Origin of the sequence: Laceyella sacchari (assembly GCF_004343255.1) — a bacterium.
Lineage (GTDB): Bacteria > Bacillota > Bacilli > Thermoactinomycetales > Thermoactinomycetaceae > Laceyella > Laceyella sacchari.
Map to the genome: position 1 here is coordinate 142470 of NZ_SMDD01000001.1, position 19673 is coordinate 162142.

Here is a 19673-nt window from a genome sequence, read left to right on the forward strand (position 1 = left end):
AGATCAATTATTCAGATGGGAGAGATTTCGTGATGAGAGTTTTACTTGCTCCTGATTCGTTTAAAGGTTCTTTGGCCAGTGTGGAAGCGGTACGAGTGATGGACAGGGGATTGCGGCATGTTTTTCCCGATGTGGAGACGGTGCCTTTTCCCATGGCGGACGGGGGAGAAGGGACGGTTCGTGCGCTGCGGGAGATCATTGGCGGCCAGGATACCAATGTCTCTGTTACTGATCCCCTGGGTCGAAAGCGGTGGGCTTCGTATCTGTGGGTGGCCCAACAGCGGTTGGCTGTCATCGAGACGGCATCCGCTTCCGGCTTGCCGCTTCTTGCCGAACAGGAGCGTGATCCGGCGCGAGCGTCCAGCTACGGAACAGGATTGTTGATTCGGCATGCGTTGGATCAAGGCGCAGATACGCTGATCCTGGGCTTGGGCGGCAGTGCTACCGTGGATGGGGGAATGGGGTTATTGAGGGCGTTGGGGGCGCGTTTCACAGACTCGAAGGGAGAAGAGCTCATGGGTGATGGCGCTTCGTTGTTGCGGGTGGCACAGGCGGATTTGGCAGGGCTTGATCCCCGGCTCAGACGAGTTGATGTGATTTTGGCGACCGATGTGGAAAATCCGTTGCTTGGTCCCGAGGGAGCGGTGTCAGTCTTTGGGCCACAAAAGGGAATGCAGAGCAGAGATATCCCTGCTTATGAAGCGGGGATGAGCCGCTACGCCGAAGTGATGAGGCGGGTGACAGGCAGGGATGAGCGGTACGCACCGGGGAGTGGAGCGGCAGGCGGGATTGGATTCGGTTTGTTGTCTTGTTTGGGATGCCGGAGGAAAAGTGGGTTTGATTTGATTGCTTCGCAGGGCGGACTCATGGAGAAAATGGCCGAGGTGGATCTTGTTTTCACTGGGGAAGGGTGCTTTGACAGCCAATCTTTCTATGGCAAAGTGCCCGTCAGCATCGGGCGAATGGCTAAACGGCTGGACGTACCTGTTATTGCCTTTGCTGGCCGAATCGAAGGGGAGCAGGTGACTCTGCCGGATGCGGGTATCTCATTGTTGGTCCCCATCGTGGATCAGCCGATGTCATTGGCAGAGGCGCTCGACCAAGCTGAACCGTTATTGGAAAAGGCAGTGTGGCGGGTGGCTACAGCGATCAAGCTGGGAAGAGGGTGGGATTAACAATCTATTAGATATATATAAAAGATATATTGAATATTTTAATGATGAGAGATATGATATTTCTTGTTGTACACATTTAGCGAAGGGGTTCATCACATGAAAAGAATAGCCATTGTTCTTGTTATTAGTTTATTGTCACTGGTAGGTTGTTCAATCATGGACCAAGCTGACGCTGAAAAAGTGGTGCTGGAAATCAGCAAACTCGTTGATAAAGGTAACGCTATTAACAACCGCTTGGCTGCCACTGTTGACAATGTAGCGATGGACACGGCCGTCAACACGTTGAATATCAGCTTACAAAAGGGAAATGTGGATAAAGAGGCGCTGAATAAAGTATTGGAGTTGACGAAAAAACAAAAGGAAAGCTCTGAAAAGGAGCGCAAAGGCTTGCAGGAGATCAAGGCGCAAATTCCGGCAGTTCAAGCCAAAACAGCCAACTTGTCTGAGAACCGCAAAAAAATGGCTGACCAAACATTGGCTGATTTGCAAACCTTGACAGAGAACGAGCTCAAATTGAAAGACATCGAGATCGAAATGTTTGAGCTGAACCTGAAGTACTATGAGGCGATTGGTCAAGGCAAAGAACCTGCCGAAGACAACTATGAACAATTGGAAGGCGAAAGCAAGAAATTGGAGTCCCAAGTGAATAGCGATCTGAAGAAATTTAATGATTCTTGGAACGCGTTCCACAAAGATGTGCGCGGCACAGATACAAAAGCACCGATTGGTGGATAATTTGTCAATCTCATGCCAACCCTTGACAATAAATGGGTTGGTTTTTTCTATGGGAAAAATGGAATACATTTTCCTTGCAGTATGATATGATGAGTATTCATTCTTACATTTCTTCAAACGGCTCATCTGCTGAATGAAGATGTCAGGGATGGTTATCGATATTTTATTTGGAAATCACGCTTAATGAGACATCAGCTCCATCAATCGAATGGGGTGGATGATTTCGGTGATGGAAGCTGAAAGGGGCTTTATTGATATTGAAAACATTTCATGACTTCGGGCTTAGCCCGGATGTGTTAAAAGCGGTCGCGGGAATGGGCTTTAACCAGCCGACTCCGATCCAAGAAAAAACGATTCCGCTCGCATTGGATGGCCAAGATGTATTGGGCCAGGCGCAGACTGGGACGGGGAAGACAGCGGCATTCGGCATCCCGCTCGTGGAGAAGATTTCCCTCGATTCGGATGGGATTCAAGGTCTGGTCATCACGCCGACCCGTGAGCTGGCGATGCAAGTGGCTGCGGCGCTGCACCGGTTGGGCAAGGTCAAGCGGGTGCGGACATTGGCAGTGTACGGAGGTCAGGAGATTGAAAAGCAAATTCGCTCTTTGAAGAAACGTCCGCACATTGTCGTGGGTACGCCAGGACGATTGCAGGATCATTTGCGCCGGCGAACCATCCGTTTGAGCGATCTTCGGATGGTGGCGATTGACGAAGCAGACGAAATGTTGCAGATGGGCTTTATCGAGGAGATTGAATCGATTTTGGCACAAGCGCCTGCCATCAGGCAAACGTTGTTATTCTCAGCGACAATGCCACCGGCGGTCAAAACGTTGGCAGAGAAATTTATGATCCAACCGGTTCATGTTAAAGTAAAAGCCAAAGAAGAGACGATTCCGAGCATTGAACAATACTACATTGAATTGCACCCAAAACAGAAGTTTGATGCCCTTTGCCGGTTGATCGAAACGCAAGCACCGGAATTGGCGATGATCTTTGCGCGCACTAAAAAACGGGTGGATGAGATAGCGGAAGGGCTAACCAAGCGTGGATACCATGCTGAAGGATTGCACGGTGACCTTTCGCAAGCGCGCCGGACAGCCGTCATGCAACGATTTAAACAAGGGATGATCTCCATTCTTGTGGCTACGGATGTGGCGGCCCGCGGATTGGATATCAGCGGTGTGACCCATGTCTACAACTTTGACATCCCACAGGAAGCGGAAAACTATATACACCGGATCGGCCGTACCGGCAGAGCAGGGAAATCGGGTGTGGCGACCACCTTTGTCACCCGCCGTGAAATGGATCATCTGCGGATGATCGAACAGGTGATTCGCCGCAAAATGACACGAGCGGAAATTCCGACTATCAAAGACGCGTTGCGGGAACAGCAGCGCATCGCTGTCGAGCAGTTAGCAAAAGTGGTTGATGGGCAAACGGACAGCGATTATGCTGTATGGGCCAACCACTTGCTTGATAAGCACGATCCCGTGACGGTCGTTGCCGCGGCACTGAAACTGCTGACCAAAGAGCCCAACACCACGCCTGTGCAAATCTCGGAGGATGGTGGCGGCTTCTTCCCCAAAAAGAAAGGGATCAGAGGAAGAGGCGGCTCGCGTAGAGGTGACTGGAGCAAAGGCAAACCCCATCGCCAGAATCGCTCTGCCGGCAAAGGTAAGCCGTTTGTAACCAACAAAAAAAAGGGTAAAAACCATCATGTTGATGTGTGAAGAAACCGCCGCCCCATACGGGTGGCGGTTTTTCAATCCCCTCTGTTTGCCATTGACCCGGTCAAACGTCAAGATGTAGCATTAGCAGTGTGATATAAACAAAGAAACGGGGAGCGGACGGATGACGATGGGACAGATTCCGGCATATCCAGAGTGGTCTTGGTCGCAATCACGGCACCATCTGTTGACGGAGTGCAAGCGTAAGTATTACTACCACTACTACGGTTCCTATCCGGGTTGGCTGGCGGAGGCCTCCGATGAAGCGAAACGTTTATATCGGCTGAAACAATTGCGTACATTGAACCTTGTGTTCGGTGAAGTGATGCACCGCCTGGCTCATGTGGCCTTGCAGCGTTGGGAGCGGGAACGTGCTTTGCCGGGGGAGGAGGAATTGCAACATATCGCGCGCATGTTGTTAAACCAAGCCGTGCGGGATTCGCGGGACCCGGTGGAATGGTGGGAAATGCCAACGCGGCGGACCATGTTGCATGAACTTTATTATGGAGGGACGCTCCCGGCGGTATTGATTGCCGAATTGAAAGAGAGGTTGCCGCTGTGCATCCGCCATCTTTTGCAAAGCACCAGCCTGCGTGAGCGTTGTGACTCTGCTACCGCGGAAACAGTAGAGGCAGAACATTTGAGCAAGTGGATTTTGGAAGAGACGAAGGTGTACGTCAAAGTGGATTGGATTTATCGGGTTGGGGAGAAATGGGTGGTCGTCGATTGGAAGACGGGTGAAAAAGAGGATGCCCATGCTACGCAACTCAAGTGGTATGGGTTGTATCTGCACCAATGCTACCATGTTCCTTTGTCACAGATCGAATTACGCGCTGAATACTTGTTGACGGGGGAGTGCGAACAGTTTGGTATCACTGAGCAAGATATGGATGAGGCCTTAGGGCGGATGCATGCCAGTGTGCGAGAGATGAGAGAGTTATTGGCTGATCCAGATCGGAACGCCCCTTTGCCGGAGGAGGCTTTCCCCCCCACTTCTGACGAGCAGACGTGCCAGTGGTGCAATTTTCAAGAAGTTTGTCGTGCACGCCGATGAAAGCACTTTGTTGTCATGATGGTAAGGGAAGAATGGTTTGCGCTATATTTACTCAAATTGTTAATTCCGGAAGATGAAATAGCCGAAAGAGGAGAAAAGGCCTCCTTTTTCGGCTATGCTTTATTCTTGCCGTGCTTGTTTGCGCAACACATATTTCAATACTTTGCCCATGCCGTTTTTGGGTAATTGATCGATAAATTGCACTTGGGTGAGTTTGTATTTGGCTAAACGGGAGTGGCAATGCTCGAGGACATCGGTTTCGGTGAGATCTGACTCAGGCGCTTTTACCACATAAGCCCGGGCAAGCTCGCTCCAAACCGGGTCTGGCACCCCGATTACCGCTACTTCTACCACGCCATCGAGCTGATGAATAACGGCTTCCACTTCCGCGGGAAACACTTTTTCTCCGCTTGTCGCGATCATGTCTTTATACCGATCAACAATGTACAAATATCCTTCCTCATCGATCTTGCCTGCGTCTCCGGTGTGAAACCATCCATTTTTTAGGGCGTTGCGGGTTGCTTCAAAGTCGTTCCAATATCCATTGAACACAAAAGGGCCTTTTACCACGATCTCACCGATTTGGCCTGGCGGTAGCTCTTGGTTTGTATCGGGATCGATAATTTTGATTTCGCCCACGAGAAGTTTGCCGACTGAACCGATGTGATCCATGTCGCGTGATTGCCAAAAAGTCACACCCCCGGTGCATTCGGTTGTCCCATATCCCACATTGAGCGGATAACCCAAGGCATCAAATTGTTTAATCAGCGATTCGGGAACGGGAGAGCCGCCGCTGTATATTTCTTTCAATGTTGCGAAGTCCTGGCCGGACTTTAGCAAGCGAGGCAACATCAGGTGAAGCAGGGATGGCGCTGCGAACAGCGTGTTGATGTTTTCTTTTTCCACCATATCCAATATATAAGCCGGATGGATGTGGGGGATGAAGACCAGCGTGGAGGCAAATAGCGGTGCCGCTGAAATTGTGCACACCCCGCTGATGTGAAACAATGGGGATGAGGCTAATTGTCGGTTGCCATAGGCAGGTTGCGTAGCCAACATGGAGGCCATCGTGGCGTGGTACAGATTGGCGTGAGTGGTACACACCCCTTTCGGTTTGCCGGTTGTGCCGGAAGTAAACGTGATCACACAAGTTTCTTCCATATCTATCTCTATGTAAGGTTCCGTGTCGGGATAAAAGGTGAAAATTTGCCCAAACGAAGGATCGAGTTCATCGCCAATGCTGACTTTGATTTTCTTTTCTATATCGGTGGACAGTGAATCAACGATGTTGGAGAACGCCTCGTCATAGAACAGGAAACGGGGCTTGCTTGATTCCACCATCCAATCGATTTCTGTCGACGTTAACCGATAGTTGATTGGGACGAGAATGGCCCCCACTTTGGCAATCGCGTAAAACAGTGTGCAAAAAGGGTGGTCAGTCGCGCATAATACAGCGATGCGCTCCCCTTTTTCCACTCCTTCCGACAACAAGTAGTGGGCCACTTGATTGACACGGTGGTTATATTCACGGTAGGTGATGCGGGTTTCATTGGAAACCAATGCCTCAAGATTGGGTGAAAAGTTTGCTCTTCTTCTAAGAAATTCCCCCACTGGATACATGCAATCACCCCAGTTGATAAAAATTCAGATTTCACACAATATATATTAAACTAGCAGCTCACAAGTAGCAATCATCAGCGGGTTTCCGATTGTGTTGGTTTTTTCATTAGAGACCTTTGATAGAAAGCGATTGTTGGGGGGATTGGGCTCAGTTAAAATTGGGAAAAGGATGCGAGATGTATTCAATTTTTTAAAAAATGAGAGGGAGCGGCGCAAATGAAAAAGAGAAGTTTGCGCATCTGGCTGGGCACAGCGGTGGTCGTAGTCGGAGTGATTTTGATGGTCGTTTGTTGGCGGGTGCTGACGGCGCAGTACTCAGTGGCTGGTTTGCATCCCCAAGTGGCCCAGGCCAAGGAGCAATTGATCGAGAATTGCAGGAAACGAGGGATTTACATCCAGATCACAGAAGGGTTCCGCTCATTTGCGAAACAAGATCAACTTTATGCCAAAGGCCGGACAAAGCCGGGGAGGGTAGTGACCTATGCTCAAGGGGGCGAGTCCTACCACAATTACGGACTGGCAGTGGATTTTGCGTTATATGATCCCAAACAGAAGCGTCTAAGTTGGGATGTGGAGAAAGATGGCAATGGGAATGGGGTGCCCGATTGGGAAGAAGTCGTGCAAGAAGCCAAAGCGCTGGGCTTTGCGTGGGGCGGGGATTGGAAGGGATTTAAGGATTACCCGCATTTGGAAATGACCTTTGGGCAGTCAATCGTCGAATTGATGCTTGCCAAGAGATGGAGAGTGTGGATGGGTTGGTGGTAAGCCCATCCTTCAAGTTTACTCACGGAGGCGGAAAATCTTTGCCTCATATCCTGTTTTTTCATTTGCCGCTAGCGGTTTTTGATATAGTCGGGACTTCAACTTTTTGGTAAACTCGTCTTTGTAACGAAAAGATCAGGGGTGAGGGGATGACGGGGCAAGAGGCGTTAGTGAATTTGTTTAAGGAAGTCCAATTGCCGACAGAATGGTTAGACCAACAATTCAAAGATGGAACAATTACTGAAGTCCTGGTCGACCGGGCTGCACAAGCCTGGAAAATCCGAATCCGCTTGCCAGAACCGATTGATGCGGGGATCTGGCAGGAATTCCAAGTTCGGATTAAAAAACATTTTCAACCACACATCCAAGTCAACGTGTTGTTTGACTATGATCACATAGATCATGACACCGTATTGAATATGTACAAGGGCTTTATCCAGCGGTGGATTCAGGAAAGAGTTGCCCCGGCCGCTTCCACATGGTTTGGACAGACAGAGTGGCGGATTCATGATGGGGTGATCCGTATCGATTTCCCCAATCCGGCCACACTGCAAATGGCGGAGCAACGTGGATTGGAACGGCACATCACCCGTTGTTACCAGCGGATTACTGGAGCGGAGTTGCGGGTGCGTTTCGTATGTGAAAAGCCTGAGTCAGAGGTTTCGCCAGCCGCCTATTTTCAGGAGAAGAAGCAACAAGAAGAGCGGCAGCTAGTGGCGCAAGCGCTGGCTGAACAGAAAGAAAGAGCGGAGAAGGCCAAATCGGGAGAAAAGCCTGACGCACCTAGTCCTGTGCTTGAGAAGAAGATTGGTTACGCGATCCAGGATGAACCGGTTTCGATCGCTTCCATTACTGAAGAAGAGCGGAAAGTGACGATCAAAGGGAAAGTGTTCAAAGCGGAAGTTAAGGAATTGAAGAGCGGAAGGAAGCTGTTGACGTTTAACATCACCGACTACACCAATTCCATCGCTTGCAAATTCTTCGCTTCTCCTCGTGAAAAAGAGCAAGAACAGATCATTGCCATGATCAAGGACGGGGACTGGCTGAAGGTACGCGGTTCTGTGCAGTTTGACACGTTTTCCCGTGAGTTGGTCATGATGGTTAGCGATCTGATGGAGGTTCATGTCCCTGAACGGATGGATACGGCTGAAGAAAAGCGGGTGGAGTTGCACTTGCACACCTCCATGTCCACCATGGATGGCATCACCGCCGTTGGCAAAGTGATTGAGCGTGTAGCGAAGTGGGGACACCGTGCGGTGGCAGTTACCGACCACGGTGGGGCGCAAGCGTTTCCTGACGCCTATGACGCCAGCAAAAAACATGGGGTTAAAGTGTTGTACGGATTGGAAGCCAATGTGGTTGACGACGGGGTGCCGATGGTGATGAATGCGGCTGACCGGGTGCTCGCTGACGACACCTATGTGGTGTTTGACGTGGAGACCACAGGGTTGTCGGCGGTGCATGATGTCATCATCGAATTGGCTGCTGTCAAGTTAAAGAATGGGGAGATTATCGACACATTCTCCGAATTCGCCAATCCCCACAGAAAACTGTCGCAACAGATCATCGAGCTGACCCACATCACGGATGATATGCTGACAGACGCCCCGGAGATTGATGATGTGATTGCCCGTTTTCTGTCCTTTATCGAAGGCAGTGTTTTAGTCGCTCACAATGCTCGCTTTGACATGGGCTTTTTGCAAGAAGCGGTGAAACGCATCGGTGAAAAGCCGGTCACCAACCCGGTTTTGGACACGCTTGAGTTGGCTCGTTTTCTGTTTCCAACCTTGCGTAACCATCGCTTAAACACATTGGCTGATAAGTTGGGAGTGAAGTTGGAGCAACATCACCGGGCCATCTACGATGCGGAGGCCACAGGGCATATCTTGTGGAAGATGCTTCTCATGGCCAAAGAGAAAGGCATCACCAATCTGGCTGAATTGAATGAACAACGCAACGATACCGATTATACGCGGATGAGGCCATTTCATGCCATTTTGTTGGTGAAAAACCAGGAAGGCATGAAAAATTTGTACAAACTGATCTCGATGTCGCATTTGAAGTATTTCTACCGGGTGCCACGCATTCCGCGTAGCGAATTGATAAAACACCGGGAAGGGCTGATCATCGGTTCCGGCTGTGAGCGAGGGGAATTGTATGAAGCGGCGCTTAACAAGGCGCCCAGCGAGGTTGAAGAAATTGCCCGCTTTTATGATTACCTTGAAATCCAACCTGTCGAATACAACATGCATCTGGTTGAGAAAGGGTTGGTGGAAAGCCCGGAGCGCCTCCGTGAAGCCAATCGGTTGTTGGTCGAAATCGGGGAACGGTTGGGCAAGCCCGTTGTTGCTACATCCAACAGCCATTACTTGGACGAGCATGAAGCCATCTTCCGTGAGATCATCGCGATGAACCAGACCGGTGCTAAGCCGCAATTACCGTTGCCAAAGGCGCATTTGCGGACGACCGATGAGATGTTGGAGGAGTTTTCCTATCTGGGGGCGGAGAAAGCGAAGGAAGTGGTGGTCACCAACACCCAGTTGATCGCTGATCAGATCGACGATGGTATCAAGCCGTTCCCGGATGAAACATTTACCCCTGAGCTGGAAGGGGCAGAAGAAGAATTAACGGAGATTTGTTACAGCACTGCTAAAAAATGGTATGGAGACCCGTTGCCGGAAATCGTCAAAAGCCGGTTGGAGAGAGAGCTGGGTTCGATTATTAAACACGGGTTTAGCGTGTTGTACATGATTTCGCAAAAAATCGTGTACAAATCGCTCCAAGACGGGTTTTTGGTCGGTTCGCGGGGATCGGTTGGGTCTTCATTGGTCGCGGCCTTGAGCTTCATTTCTGAAGTGAATCCGTTGCCTCCGCACTATCGTTGCGAGAGTTGCCAGTACAGTGAGTTTATCACCGATGGCTCTTATGAGAGCGGATTTGATTTGCCTGACAAGAAATGTCCGAAGTGCGGGACGGACCTGTGGAAAGACGGACACGACATTCCCTTTGAAACCTTCCTGGGCTTTGAAGGGGACAAGGCGCCCGATATCGATCTCAACTTTGACGGCGAGTATCAACTTCGGGCTCACCAATACACCGAGGAATTGTTCGGCAAAGCTTATATTTACCGCGCGGGGACGGTGGGCACCGTCCAAGAAAAAACAGGATATGGGTACGCCAAAAAATACGCGGAGCAAAAAGAGATCACCTTGCGGCAAGCGGAGCTGGATCGGCTGGCGCAAGGATGCGTTGGAGTCAAACGTTCGTCGGGTCAGCATCCAGGGGGACTGATGGTTGTGCCCCAAAATAAAGAAGTCTTCGACTTTACCCCGATTCAGCATCCAGCCGATGATATGAAGTCGGGCACGATCACGACTCACTTTGATTACAACGCGATCAGCGGGAAAATCTTAAAGTTGGACCTGTTGGGGCATACCGGGCCGACGATTCAGCGTTATCTGCATGAAATGACGGGCATCGACCCGACCAAAGTGCCGCTCGGTGATCCCAAGGTGATCGAACTGTTCCGTAGCACAAAAAGTTTGGGGATCAGTCCCGAAGATATCAATGGCATTGAACACGGTACCTTGGGCATTCCTGAGTTTGGCACCTACTTTGCCCGCGGGATTCTCAAAGATGCCAAACCCAAACGCTTTAGTGAACTGGTGCGCATTTCCGGGCTGTCACACGGAACGGACGTATGGCAAGGAAACGTGCAGGATTTGATCAATGAGGGCGTTTGTACCCTGTCAGAAGCAATCTGCTGTCGCGACGATATCATGTTGTATCTGATTCGCATGGGCTTGCCAGCCAAAGCGGCCTTCAAAATCATGGAGAAGGTACGTAAAGGAAAAGGCTTAACTGAGGAAGAGGCGGACTTGATGCGGCAAAACAACGTACCGGAGTGGTATATCGGTTCTTGCCAGAAGATCAAGTACATGTTCCCTCGGGCCCACGCTGCTGCTTATGTGACTGCTGCGGTGCGGATCGGTTGGTACAAGGTGTATTATCCAGCAGAGTTTTATGCGGCTTTGTTCTCCACCAAAACGAAAGACTTTGATATCGAAGAGGTGCTCAAAGGATATAATCATGTATCTCGTTTGATCAAAGAGATCAATGAGAAAGGATTCCAAGCGTCTGCGAAGGAGAAGGCTTTCTTGACGGTGTTGGAATTGGTGCAGGAAATGTATGCGCGCGGAGTCAAGATCAAATCGGTGGATCTCTATCGTTCGCCAGCGGAGAAATTTACGGTGATCGATGGTGAGCTTGTGCCGCCTTTTGCTTCGATTTCGGGTGTGGGTGAGAGCGCCGCACAAAATATCGTGGAAGCGCGCAAAGAGGGCGAGTTCCTCTCAAAAGATGACTTGCAAAAGCGGGCGCGCCTGTCCAGTACCGTGGTGGAAGTGCTTGATCGGCTAGGGTGCTTGGAAGGTTTGCCACAAAGCAATCAATTGGCGTTGTTTTAAATGAAAAGATAAAGCCCCCTTCTCTTAAAGAGGGGGCTTTTTTGTATATGGTGCCTGCATCATCGCTGTTTTGCCAACGCGATCAACCCCGCCTTCGGTTGAAAGCGGGGTTGGTTGTTAAGAAGATATGGATTATCTGTATCTACGCGCTACAAAAAATTGGACTAAAGGGTGTAGAACCAGTACAAAACATAAGGCCGCAAACAAAGAGATGTTGCCGAAATCCCCTTTTCGTAAGAAAACAATCCGATCGACAATCCAAAAGACAAACAAACTGAGAACGGAAATATGGTAACTAATGGTGGCGCTGTGATGGGTGATTTGTTTCCCCATCTCATCGTTTGCCATTTTGAAATCGGTTCCCCAAGTGAACAGGTGCAGCGCCAGCACAAACAGCATGACGAGCGTCATGACATCCCCTTGATCAAACGGTTCGCCACGAAAATATTCAACCGTATTCAATCCGATGACCAACAGACATAACAACCCTACCAATGTAATGAGAATGGGCGAACGTGATAACCGCTTTTTCATCTTATCCCTCCAAGTGTCAACTTTTTTTGAACTGGAATAATTGATCCACAGTCACACCAAGCACAGCCGCCAATTGGAACGCCAAGGCTAAGCTGGGGTCATATTTGTTGTTTTCAATCGCATTAATGGTTTGGCGTGAGACATTGCATGCTTTGGCCAACTCATCTTGCGACAGGCCATGCATTTTTCTCAAAGCTTTGATTTGATTTTCCATAGGCTTCCTCTGCAATTATGTAAAATATATTTTACATTTTTAGTGTACCGCCCCGTCAACTCGATGTCAAATATTTTTTACATATAAAAGCTAAAAAAGCCCGCCACAATGGCGGACCTGTTGGACATGAGCTGCTGATGATTAGCACCAACCCAGATCACAATGCTCGACATATGAATCAGCGGTGGAAGTAGCCGGCTTGGCTGTTAATTGATACAGCTGTCCGTTTTCCAGTTGGTACGTTGGCGAGAGCGCAAGCCCTTCATCTGAAACACGCATTTCGCCGATCACTTGGCTCCCGAGGGAAAATACCAATTTTCCATTGTCCAATTTGATTTTTACTTGGTCAGTCACATTTGTTTTTCTTTGCATATATGCCATCCTCCTCATTTTTGGTTTGGTTTCCCATTAGCCGCACATTGCCCGCCTGATTGCAACATTTGTAGGACACGCAACACTTCTTCCGCATTGCGACCGACATCCCCGTCAGTGGTCATCTGAAAACGAATAAACCCATTTTCCGTGTCTGATAAATAGGCCAGCGGCTGTCGCTCCTCGAGAAAGAATTTTCCGTTGCTTCTTCTCTCTAACTTGATTTGGCATACACACCCTAGTGGGTATGATGGTGCAGGGAGTCCCACTTGTCGTTGCATCATGGCGATGCTTCCTTGTTTACCGGTGTAATATCAAGATAACAAACAATGATAATTATTGTCAATATCAAATTAGAATTATTATCTTTAAATAACTATTGTTGTTGAGTGGTCAGAGAGCTGAAAGGCGCGAGGTACGGTGTGTTGCATCAGTGTCGTTCCCGCTATAATTTGTCACAAATTTTTGGCGAAAGGCGTCCCAAATTAAAAAGAATATGCGAATGAATATAGTGGATGCAGTGGATGATTGACTGGAAAGGGGATTTTCGATTGAAGAAAAAGTTTTTCACAGGCGTTCTAGCCACAGCTGTGATCGGTTCCTTGCTTGTACAACCGGCGTTGACTGATGCCGCGCCAAGCAAAAAGGTGAATTTGGCTGATGAAATGGTAAGTTCGTTGCGTCATAAAACCATTCATAAACTAGAAACTTATAAACAGAAAAAAACGGGTTCTTTCTCTCAGAAGACCGTGCGCGCCATGACGGCCGTAACACAAGTCACGGTGGCTAACACCTTGAAGCCGAGCAACTTTCATTCTTACAAAATGCAGGTGACCAAAGGAGGTACCTTAAACGTCACTGAGCCGGCATCGTATAATTATGGATATGTTGTCGTGAACGAAGAGACCGGCAACGAATACTTCTCTGGTGACACATTGCCGGCGGGTACTTACCATTTTGTAGTCTTCAGTATGTCCATTGCGCCGGTTACCTACAGTTTGAGCGTCAGCGGTGTGACCATGGAGATGGACACCCAGTTGCCAACGCTGAGTGTGACCAGCCCAAAAACCATCGATCATCGTTTGCCGAAGAATACCACGGCTTTGACGCTGAGCGGAAGCGCTACGAATGCCAGCAACACGTTCTATGCGCTAGATGGTTCAGATGATATCTCGTTCAACAGCACCAGCTTCAACAAGCAAATTACGGTTTCCACCGGTTACCATGGGGTGGATTTGGGGGCAACCACAGCTTCAGGCAACATGGTGGTGCAAAGCCATACGGTGACGGCTCCAGGGTTGAAGCGCATCGCCGGAGCTGATCTCTATGCGGTGTCGGCTAACGTGAGCAAGGAGGCATTCCCTTATGGTGCGGATACGATTGTGCTCGCGCGCGGGGACTTGTATACGGATGCCTTGGCAGGTGGGCCGCTGGCGGCATTGAACTTTGCGCCGATGCTCCTTACCACCACCAATGCCTTGCCTGCGCCAATTACTGCAGAGATCAAACGATTGCAACCGTCCCGCGCCATCATCTTGGGCGGAACCGGGTCAGTGTCCACTGCAGTGGAAAACTCATTGAGAAACATGGGTATGACTGTGGAACGGATCGCTGGTGCAGACCGCTTCGTGGTTTCCGCCAACATCGCGTCCCGGATGAAAGCAGATGGCTTTGAAACCGATACAGCTATCATTGCCAGCGGATTGAATTATCCTGACGCCTTGTCCGCATCCAGCCCGGCCGGCCAAATTCCTTTGCCGATCTTGGAAGTGTCGACCAACTCCGTTCCGGCTTCCATCGAGACTTACATCAAAGCCAACGGCATTAAAAACTTCATCATTGTCGGCGGACCGAGTACTGTGTCCGACACAGTGAAAAACAAGCTCAAGTCTTTCGGCGGCGTGGTTGATCGCATCAGCGGAGCCAACCGTTTTGAAGTGGGCGTGAACATCGCCAACTACTTCTATGATGAACAATACGGCTTGATGGACCCCAGCAAAATTGTCTTTGCGACCGGACTGGATTTCCCAGATGCCATCTCCGGAAGCCCGATGGCGGCTAGCATCTATTCCCCGATGTTGCTCACCTATCGGGACAAATTGGACCCCATGGTAAAATCGTATCTGGAAAAGACGGTACCAAGCATCACCAAGCGTGATGTGTTCTACTTGATCGGCAACACCACAACGGTGAATACCACCGTGGAATCGTATCTGAAAAGCTTGATTGACTGATTGGATTCCCCTTAGCAAGAAGAAATCGAAAAAAGGCTGTTGGCTCTGAACCGGGTCGACAGCCTTACTTTTTTCAGGCGCGTCGGTGTTTTATGTGATTTTGGGGATGCTCGGGCTTAGCCTAAATCAGCATGATGGGCAACAAGTGATGCCAAAGGCGGATTTTTCTTAAATTAGTATAAACGTATAATTAAGAAAAAGAATATTTATAAAAAACGAAATATATTTGTGGTATATATGAAAAAGTAAGTGCTTAACTTCTAAGAGGAGGTTCACATCATGAAAAAGCGCTTGCCTGTGCTTTTCGGTATCATTGCGATTGCTATTGGAGCGAGTATTTCAGTCTTTGCCCCCACATCGAAGGCGGCCACGTATACTGCGACAGTGGACCGTGTGGTGGATGGGGATACGGTTTATTTGAAAGAGACCATCAAGGGCACGAATAAGGTGCGCATGTTGTCCATCGACACCCCGGAAACCAACTATCAAGGTGCGGCCCAAGAACCCTGGGGCACCAACGCCAAGAATTACTTGGCCCAACTCCTTCCCAGCGGTACCAAAGTGACAGTGGAGACGGACGTGGAAGAAACAGATGCTTATGGGCGCTTGTTGGCCCATCTCCACAAAGGTAGCTTAGATGTGAACAAAGAGATGGTGCGTCAAGGACATGCTGTCACATATTATATTTGGCCCAACTTGTTGCACTTCAGCGAATACCAAAATGCGTATCTCGAAGCGAAGCAGAATGGGCGCGGGATGTGGAGCGCTGCCAATCCGATCAAGGAATTGCCGTTTGAATTCCGCGATCGAATCTCGGGGCAACCTCAAGACAAATTTGTGGGCGATTACAGTACGAAGAAGTATGTAGTGCCGGCCGACTATAAGCAAGTACCTATTGAGAAACGGGTGTTTTTCTTCAGTGAAGCAGATGCGAAAGCAGCGGGTTACACCAAGTCAAACAATGGTGGGACGCCTGTGGCCAACCTGGTTATCAATGAAGTGCTGCCTGCCCCTTCCAGCACATTTACCAACGAGTTTGTAGAGATATACAATCCCACTTCTTCTACAATCGACCTGTCCGGTTATGTGATTGATGATGTGGTTGACGGCGGCGGAGCACCCTATGTGATTCCGAGTGGTACCTCCATTCCGGCCAAAGGTTATTTTGTATGGGAAACGAATAACTACTTCAACAATAGCGGTGGAGATGATGTTACGTTGAAAGCACCCAATGGGACAATCATTGATCGGTACCACTATGGTTCCACCGGTTATGATCGCTCATGGTACCGCTCGCCGGATGGTGGTGATTGGTCCGCAACCCAAGACACAACCCCAACTAAAGGAGCAGCCAATCACTAAGCGAATAAATGAATACACAAGCGCGTCCCGGATGTATGTTGGGACGCGCTTGTGTATGTTGAGGAGGGGGAATCAGGTTGCAGTTTGGGGCTTTATACTATTGTGCACCAAGGTATACTGCCTCAGGAGTCGTGATGCAACCTCCGGGTGACTTTCTGCAAGCGGTCAAATAAATGACGCGCTTCCTGCATCAATTGGGACAGTTCTTCAGGAGAGATTTCGTTTTGTTGGACGAGCTGTTCTGGAATCCGGCAAGCGTCTTCCTTGAGTTTCCTTCCCGCAGCGGTCAGGTGGATCAACACTTTCCGCTCATCTTCAGTGGAACGTTTTCGTGTGACCAATCCCATGGCCTCCAACTTTTTCATGAGCGGGGTTAAGGTGCCGGAATCGAGGTACAACCGCTGCCCCAGTTCTTTCAGCGTCACTCCATCTTGTTCCCATAAAACCAACAACGCCAAATATTGAGTATATGTGATGCCCAAGGGATCGAGGATGTGGCGGTACAATCGGCTGATCTCGCGAAAACAGGCATAAATGGTGAAGCACAGATGATTATCCAAATTCAATACTTTTTCCACCTCGTCATGGTCGATGATAGGATAGCTATTTCGTTTATATAAATCAATCTACATTCTGTCAAATGTTATTTGTGTTTAGCTGATGTTGATGAAAGGATGGTAACAAAGAAGCCCCCTGCGTCGAGGGGGCGTGTTAGCAATAATCATTTGCTTACAACCGTTGTAGCGCTGTTTGCTTTGTACATTCGTTGTGCAAGAAGGTGTTGAAAGATCGGAAACAACCCGCTCACGGACCAGTACAAAGGCAATACCGCCGGGGCGTTAAAGGAGATCAGCCCGATGAATACGGGAGAGAGATAACTCAGCATGGTCAACGACTTTTGCTGACGAGGCATTGAGCCGATCTCAGATACCTTGACGTTTAATAAGGAGACCAGTATGGCAATGATCGGCATCACTGTATCGCTGTGTCCCAAGTTGAACCAAAGAAAGGAATGTGTAGCGATGTCAGGTGAGCCGGTGATCGCATAGTAAAAACCCATCAGGATAGGCAATTGGACTAGGATAGGCAAACAGCCAAATGCCGCCACGGGATTGAAATCGTGCTTTTTGTACAGTTGCATCATTTCCTGTTGTTGCGCTTTGGCATCGTGTGGCTTGTCACCGTACCTTTCCTGGAGTTTTTGCAATTCGGGTTGTATGAGACGCATCTTTTCGTTCATCGCTAGCAAAGCGGTGAGACAATGAGACCCGTAACAGTAACTAGAATTATCCGGGAGGAAGCCTTAGCGCTTCCTCCTTCTCGCGCATTAGACGAGTATGTTGGTTATCTCATCATGGGATACGAGGAAAGCGAATTGCGCCGGGTATTTTTGGATGAAAAGAAAACCACCTTCAAAATGACCCGGTGGGTAAAGAATGGGGAACCCGTCTATGTTCCTCACTTCTCAACGGATGTTAAAGACGCTTTTCTACTCGTTGAGACCATGAGGAAAGAAGGTTGGGTCTTCCACTTTTCCAGTTTGGCAGATGGGTATAAGGCCACCCTTCAACGATCGGGCACGTGGGGAATTGAACGGTTTGAATGTGACCCACCCTATCCCAAACGCTTTACCCTACCAGAAGCCATCACCAAGGTTTGCATCATGGCCAAATCAAACTAGCCCTACTGGAATCAGTGGGGCTAGAAAGGAGGGAACCATATTGAACAATCAGATAAGGAATCAGATTCAGACCATCGCATGTAAAGCCATACTCTCCCTCAACCATCAGGATTTAGAAGAAGTTCAAGTATTGATGCAAGTGGGGTAATGTCCGAAACCAAAAAAGGGTAGCAAAAAAACTCCCACTACCCTTAAGGCCTTTTTACTACTTCATTAGGCAATATATGTTTTTTATGTTCCTCACGCTAAAGTCGCCCAATCATGTTTAACATCTGAATAATTAACTCGATCCGAACTGGGAGGAGTGGATTCTATCCATTGGGATGGGACAAAAAAGTCTGTAGAGTATACCCAATCATATGGGAACAGGAATAACATTTAAAATACTAAATGTGACTGTAAGCAACAAGACGCCACAAAAGGAAAGAATCTTCTTCACTAATGTATCCTCCCGTTGTTCAATTAGGTAAGAAATTCATGTTACAAAAAGATTATATATATTTATAAAATTAAAATAAATATGTTTTTATAGAAAGGGGATCGACATTGCGTATCTTAGCCGGTATCCTCGTTTGCTTAATGTTAGCTGGATGTGCCCATGAAGAAAGTCAGCAATCTAAGTTAAGTCCTGTTACTATTCGCGTTCTGGATAAAGAAGGGAAGCCCGTTTCTAGAATAGCAGTCAGCATTACAATGGTTATTCCTGAAGAAGAAAGGGAGAGTGTAGGTGCTATTCCTCAAGCAGGATTAACCAATGAAAATGGGGAGATTAAAGAACAGTTAGTACCAGATAAAAAGTACATCATACAAATACCAAGCATGAAAAAGGAAGTTGTCATTTCCGATAAACCGATGATAGTCGAACTTACCAAGTGAACCCAGTGACAGTTCCTTCAGACTGGTTCCTAAGTAAACCGAAACGGTCCGATATGAGATGTCTATCAGGAGTCCACCCAAGTACTGATGAAATAACGAATACGATGAGGTAAGATCTCGTATGATGTAGTCTGTCAGGGAACGGCATTGTTGGGTTTCCGCTGGGTAAACTACGGTTCGGTGATCCGAAAGGAAACGGATTCATCGCCTCCTTGGAAGCCGTGGGTCGCCTAAAATCAGATGAGATTCTTCAAATGGTGATGGAGTATAAGCAACAATACACCCAACAGTCATCAGATGAAAATCGATAAAAACAACGCTGTTTCAGCATGATTGGCAACAGCGCCAGTCTGATCAAGAGGGTGATCATGATGATGGACAAGCCGTAATTGTCACCAAACAACCCGGCCACCATCTTGATCAAGTCGGTAAAAGGCCCGGCCAAGAGGCCCGCGAACCAACCCGGATCGTGGGTGCCAGGCGCTTGGCATCCGCCCAACAACAATAGCGCCGCGGCTAGGAGTAGCATGGGGCCAAAGCGCCTGATGAACGTGCTCATCATCCTCAGGCCCTTCTCTTCTTTTTATGCTACGCGTCAGCCATTGCCGTTTGCGTATTGTTTCGCGTGGGGGCGTCGGCGCGGTAAAGAGGATTCGCTTCACCATTTGGTCCCGGCCAGCCCGGATCAGTTTGAACGCGAGTAAAAGGGTCAAGATGACGCTGATGGATACCAGCATTGGGATCATCTCGTGGAACTCAAACCACGTCCGCATTCACCTCCTCATCGGCTTTTATGTTTCTTCTCAATTATCTGGCATGGTTAGGCGGATGTCAAAAGAATGATGCATCAGAATTGCCGAG

Annotated in this window: 18 protein-coding genes; 10 read left to right on the forward strand and 8 right to left on the reverse strand. The window is 48.8% G+C overall.

Annotation, left to right across the window (positions count from 1 at the left end):
* Positions 1-32: 32 nt before the first annotated feature.
* From EDC32_RS00760 to EDC32_RS00775, 4 genes are all read left to right on the forward strand, one after another.
* On the forward strand, positions 33-1175 hold the full coding sequence (locus EDC32_RS00760) for a glycerate kinase (RefSeq protein ID WP_132219625.1): 1143 nt from the start codon (positions 33-35) through the stop codon (positions 1173-1175).
* Positions 1176-1331: 156 nt separating this feature from the next.
* Positions 1332-1910, forward strand: coding sequence for an Atg14 domain-containing protein (locus EDC32_RS00765; protein WP_132219626.1), 579 nt, complete (start codon positions 1332-1334; stop codon positions 1908-1910).
* A gap of 257 nt (positions 1911-2167) precedes the next feature.
* Positions 2168-3640 carry a degradosome RNA helicase CshA gene (cshA, locus tag EDC32_RS00770; protein ID WP_132219627.1) on the forward strand — a complete coding sequence of 491 codons (1473 nt, stop codon included), beginning with the start codon at positions 2168-2170 and terminating at the stop codon, positions 3638-3640.
* A 121-nt stretch (positions 3641-3761) separates the two neighbouring features.
* Positions 3762-4691 carry a PD-(D/E)XK nuclease family protein gene (locus tag EDC32_RS00775; protein WP_132219628.1) on the forward strand — a complete coding sequence of 310 codons (930 nt, stop codon included), beginning with the start codon at positions 3762-3764 and terminating at the stop codon, positions 4689-4691.
* A gap of 120 nt (positions 4692-4811) precedes the next feature.
* Here EDC32_RS00775 and EDC32_RS00780 read toward each other — a convergent pair whose 3' ends face one another.
* Positions 4812-6311, reverse strand: a complete 1500-nt coding sequence (locus EDC32_RS00780) for a class I adenylate-forming enzyme family protein (protein WP_132219629.1) — start codon at positions 6309-6311, stop codon at positions 4812-4814.
* 216 nt (positions 6312-6527) lie between these two features.
* Between EDC32_RS00780 and EDC32_RS00785 the strand changes: the two genes are divergently transcribed.
* Together EDC32_RS00785 and EDC32_RS00790 are read left to right on the forward strand one after the other, a co-directional pair.
* Positions 6528-7076: a M15 family metallopeptidase gene (locus EDC32_RS00785; RefSeq protein ID WP_132219630.1), complete on the forward strand. Its 549-nt coding sequence runs from the start codon at positions 6528-6530 to the stop codon at positions 7074-7076.
* A 146-nt stretch (positions 7077-7222) separates the two neighbouring features.
* Positions 7223-11539, forward strand: a complete 4317-nt coding sequence (locus EDC32_RS00790; protein ID WP_132219631.1) for a PolC-type DNA polymerase III — start codon at positions 7223-7225, stop codon at positions 11537-11539.
* A gap of 132 nt (positions 11540-11671) precedes the next feature.
* On the opposite strand, the gene EDC32_RS00795 is transcribed toward EDC32_RS00790, so the two are convergent.
* The 4 genes from EDC32_RS00795 to EDC32_RS00810 form a co-directional block, all read right to left on the reverse strand.
* A complete protein-coding gene (locus tag EDC32_RS00795) occupies positions 11672-12073 on the reverse strand; it encodes a hypothetical protein (protein WP_132219632.1) in 402 nt (133 codons plus the stop codon).
* A gap of 16 nt (positions 12074-12089) precedes the next feature.
* A complete protein-coding gene (locus tag EDC32_RS00800; RefSeq protein ID WP_022737839.1) occupies positions 12090-12287 on the reverse strand; it encodes a helix-turn-helix transcriptional regulator in 198 nt (65 codons plus the stop codon).
* Positions 12288-12428: 141 nt separating this feature from the next.
* The gene (locus EDC32_RS00805; protein ID WP_158283163.1) at positions 12429-12659 is read right to left on the reverse strand and encodes a DUF2553 family protein; all 231 of its coding nucleotides are present in this window, start codon (positions 12657-12659) and stop codon (positions 12429-12431) included.
* Between the two features lie 14 nt (positions 12660-12673).
* A complete protein-coding gene (locus tag EDC32_RS00810; protein ID WP_132219634.1) occupies positions 12674-12943 on the reverse strand; it encodes a thioredoxin domain-containing protein in 270 nt (89 codons plus the stop codon).
* A 240-nt stretch (positions 12944-13183) separates the two neighbouring features.
* Between EDC32_RS00810 and EDC32_RS00815 the strand changes: the two genes are divergently transcribed.
* Both EDC32_RS00815 and EDC32_RS00820 read left to right on the forward strand, forming a co-directional pair.
* Positions 13184-14893: a cell wall-binding repeat-containing protein gene (locus EDC32_RS00815; RefSeq protein WP_158283164.1), complete on the forward strand. Its 1710-nt coding sequence runs from the start codon at positions 13184-13186 to the stop codon at positions 14891-14893.
* 279 nt (positions 14894-15172) lie between these two features.
* A complete protein-coding gene (locus tag EDC32_RS00820; protein WP_132219636.1) occupies positions 15173-16255 on the forward strand; it encodes a thermonuclease family protein in 1083 nt (360 codons plus the stop codon).
* A 122-nt stretch (positions 16256-16377) separates the two neighbouring features.
* Here the strand turns inward: EDC32_RS00820 and EDC32_RS00825 are convergent, their stop codons facing one another.
* Together EDC32_RS00825 and yidC are read right to left on the reverse strand one after the other, a co-directional pair.
* A complete protein-coding gene (locus EDC32_RS00825) occupies positions 16378-16833 on the reverse strand; it encodes a MarR family winged helix-turn-helix transcriptional regulator (RefSeq protein WP_132219637.1) in 456 nt (151 codons plus the stop codon).
* Between the two features lie 143 nt (positions 16834-16976).
* Positions 16977-17483 (reverse strand): membrane protein insertase YidC, encoded by a 507-nt coding sequence (yidC, locus tag EDC32_RS00830; RefSeq protein ID WP_158283165.1) that lies wholly within the window; start codon positions 17481-17483, stop codon positions 16977-16979.
* 33 nt (positions 17484-17516) lie between these two features.
* Here yidC and EDC32_RS00835 point away from each other — a divergent pair, with 33 nt between their 5' ends.
* Positions 17517-17936 carry a hypothetical protein gene (locus EDC32_RS00835; protein WP_132219639.1) on the forward strand — a complete coding sequence of 140 codons (420 nt, stop codon included), beginning with the start codon at positions 17517-17519 and terminating at the stop codon, positions 17934-17936.
* 546 nt (positions 17937-18482) lie between these two features.
* Positions 18483-18812, forward strand: coding sequence for a DUF2606 family protein (locus tag EDC32_RS00840; RefSeq protein WP_132219640.1), 330 nt, complete (start codon positions 18483-18485; stop codon positions 18810-18812).
* 250 nt (positions 18813-19062) lie between these two features.
* Here the strand turns inward: EDC32_RS00840 and EDC32_RS16820 are convergent, their stop codons facing one another.
* Positions 19063-19374: a membrane protein insertase YidC gene (locus EDC32_RS16820; RefSeq protein WP_211341879.1), complete on the reverse strand. Its 312-nt coding sequence runs from the start codon at positions 19372-19374 to the stop codon at positions 19063-19065.
* Positions 19375-19673: the final 299 nt, after the last annotated feature.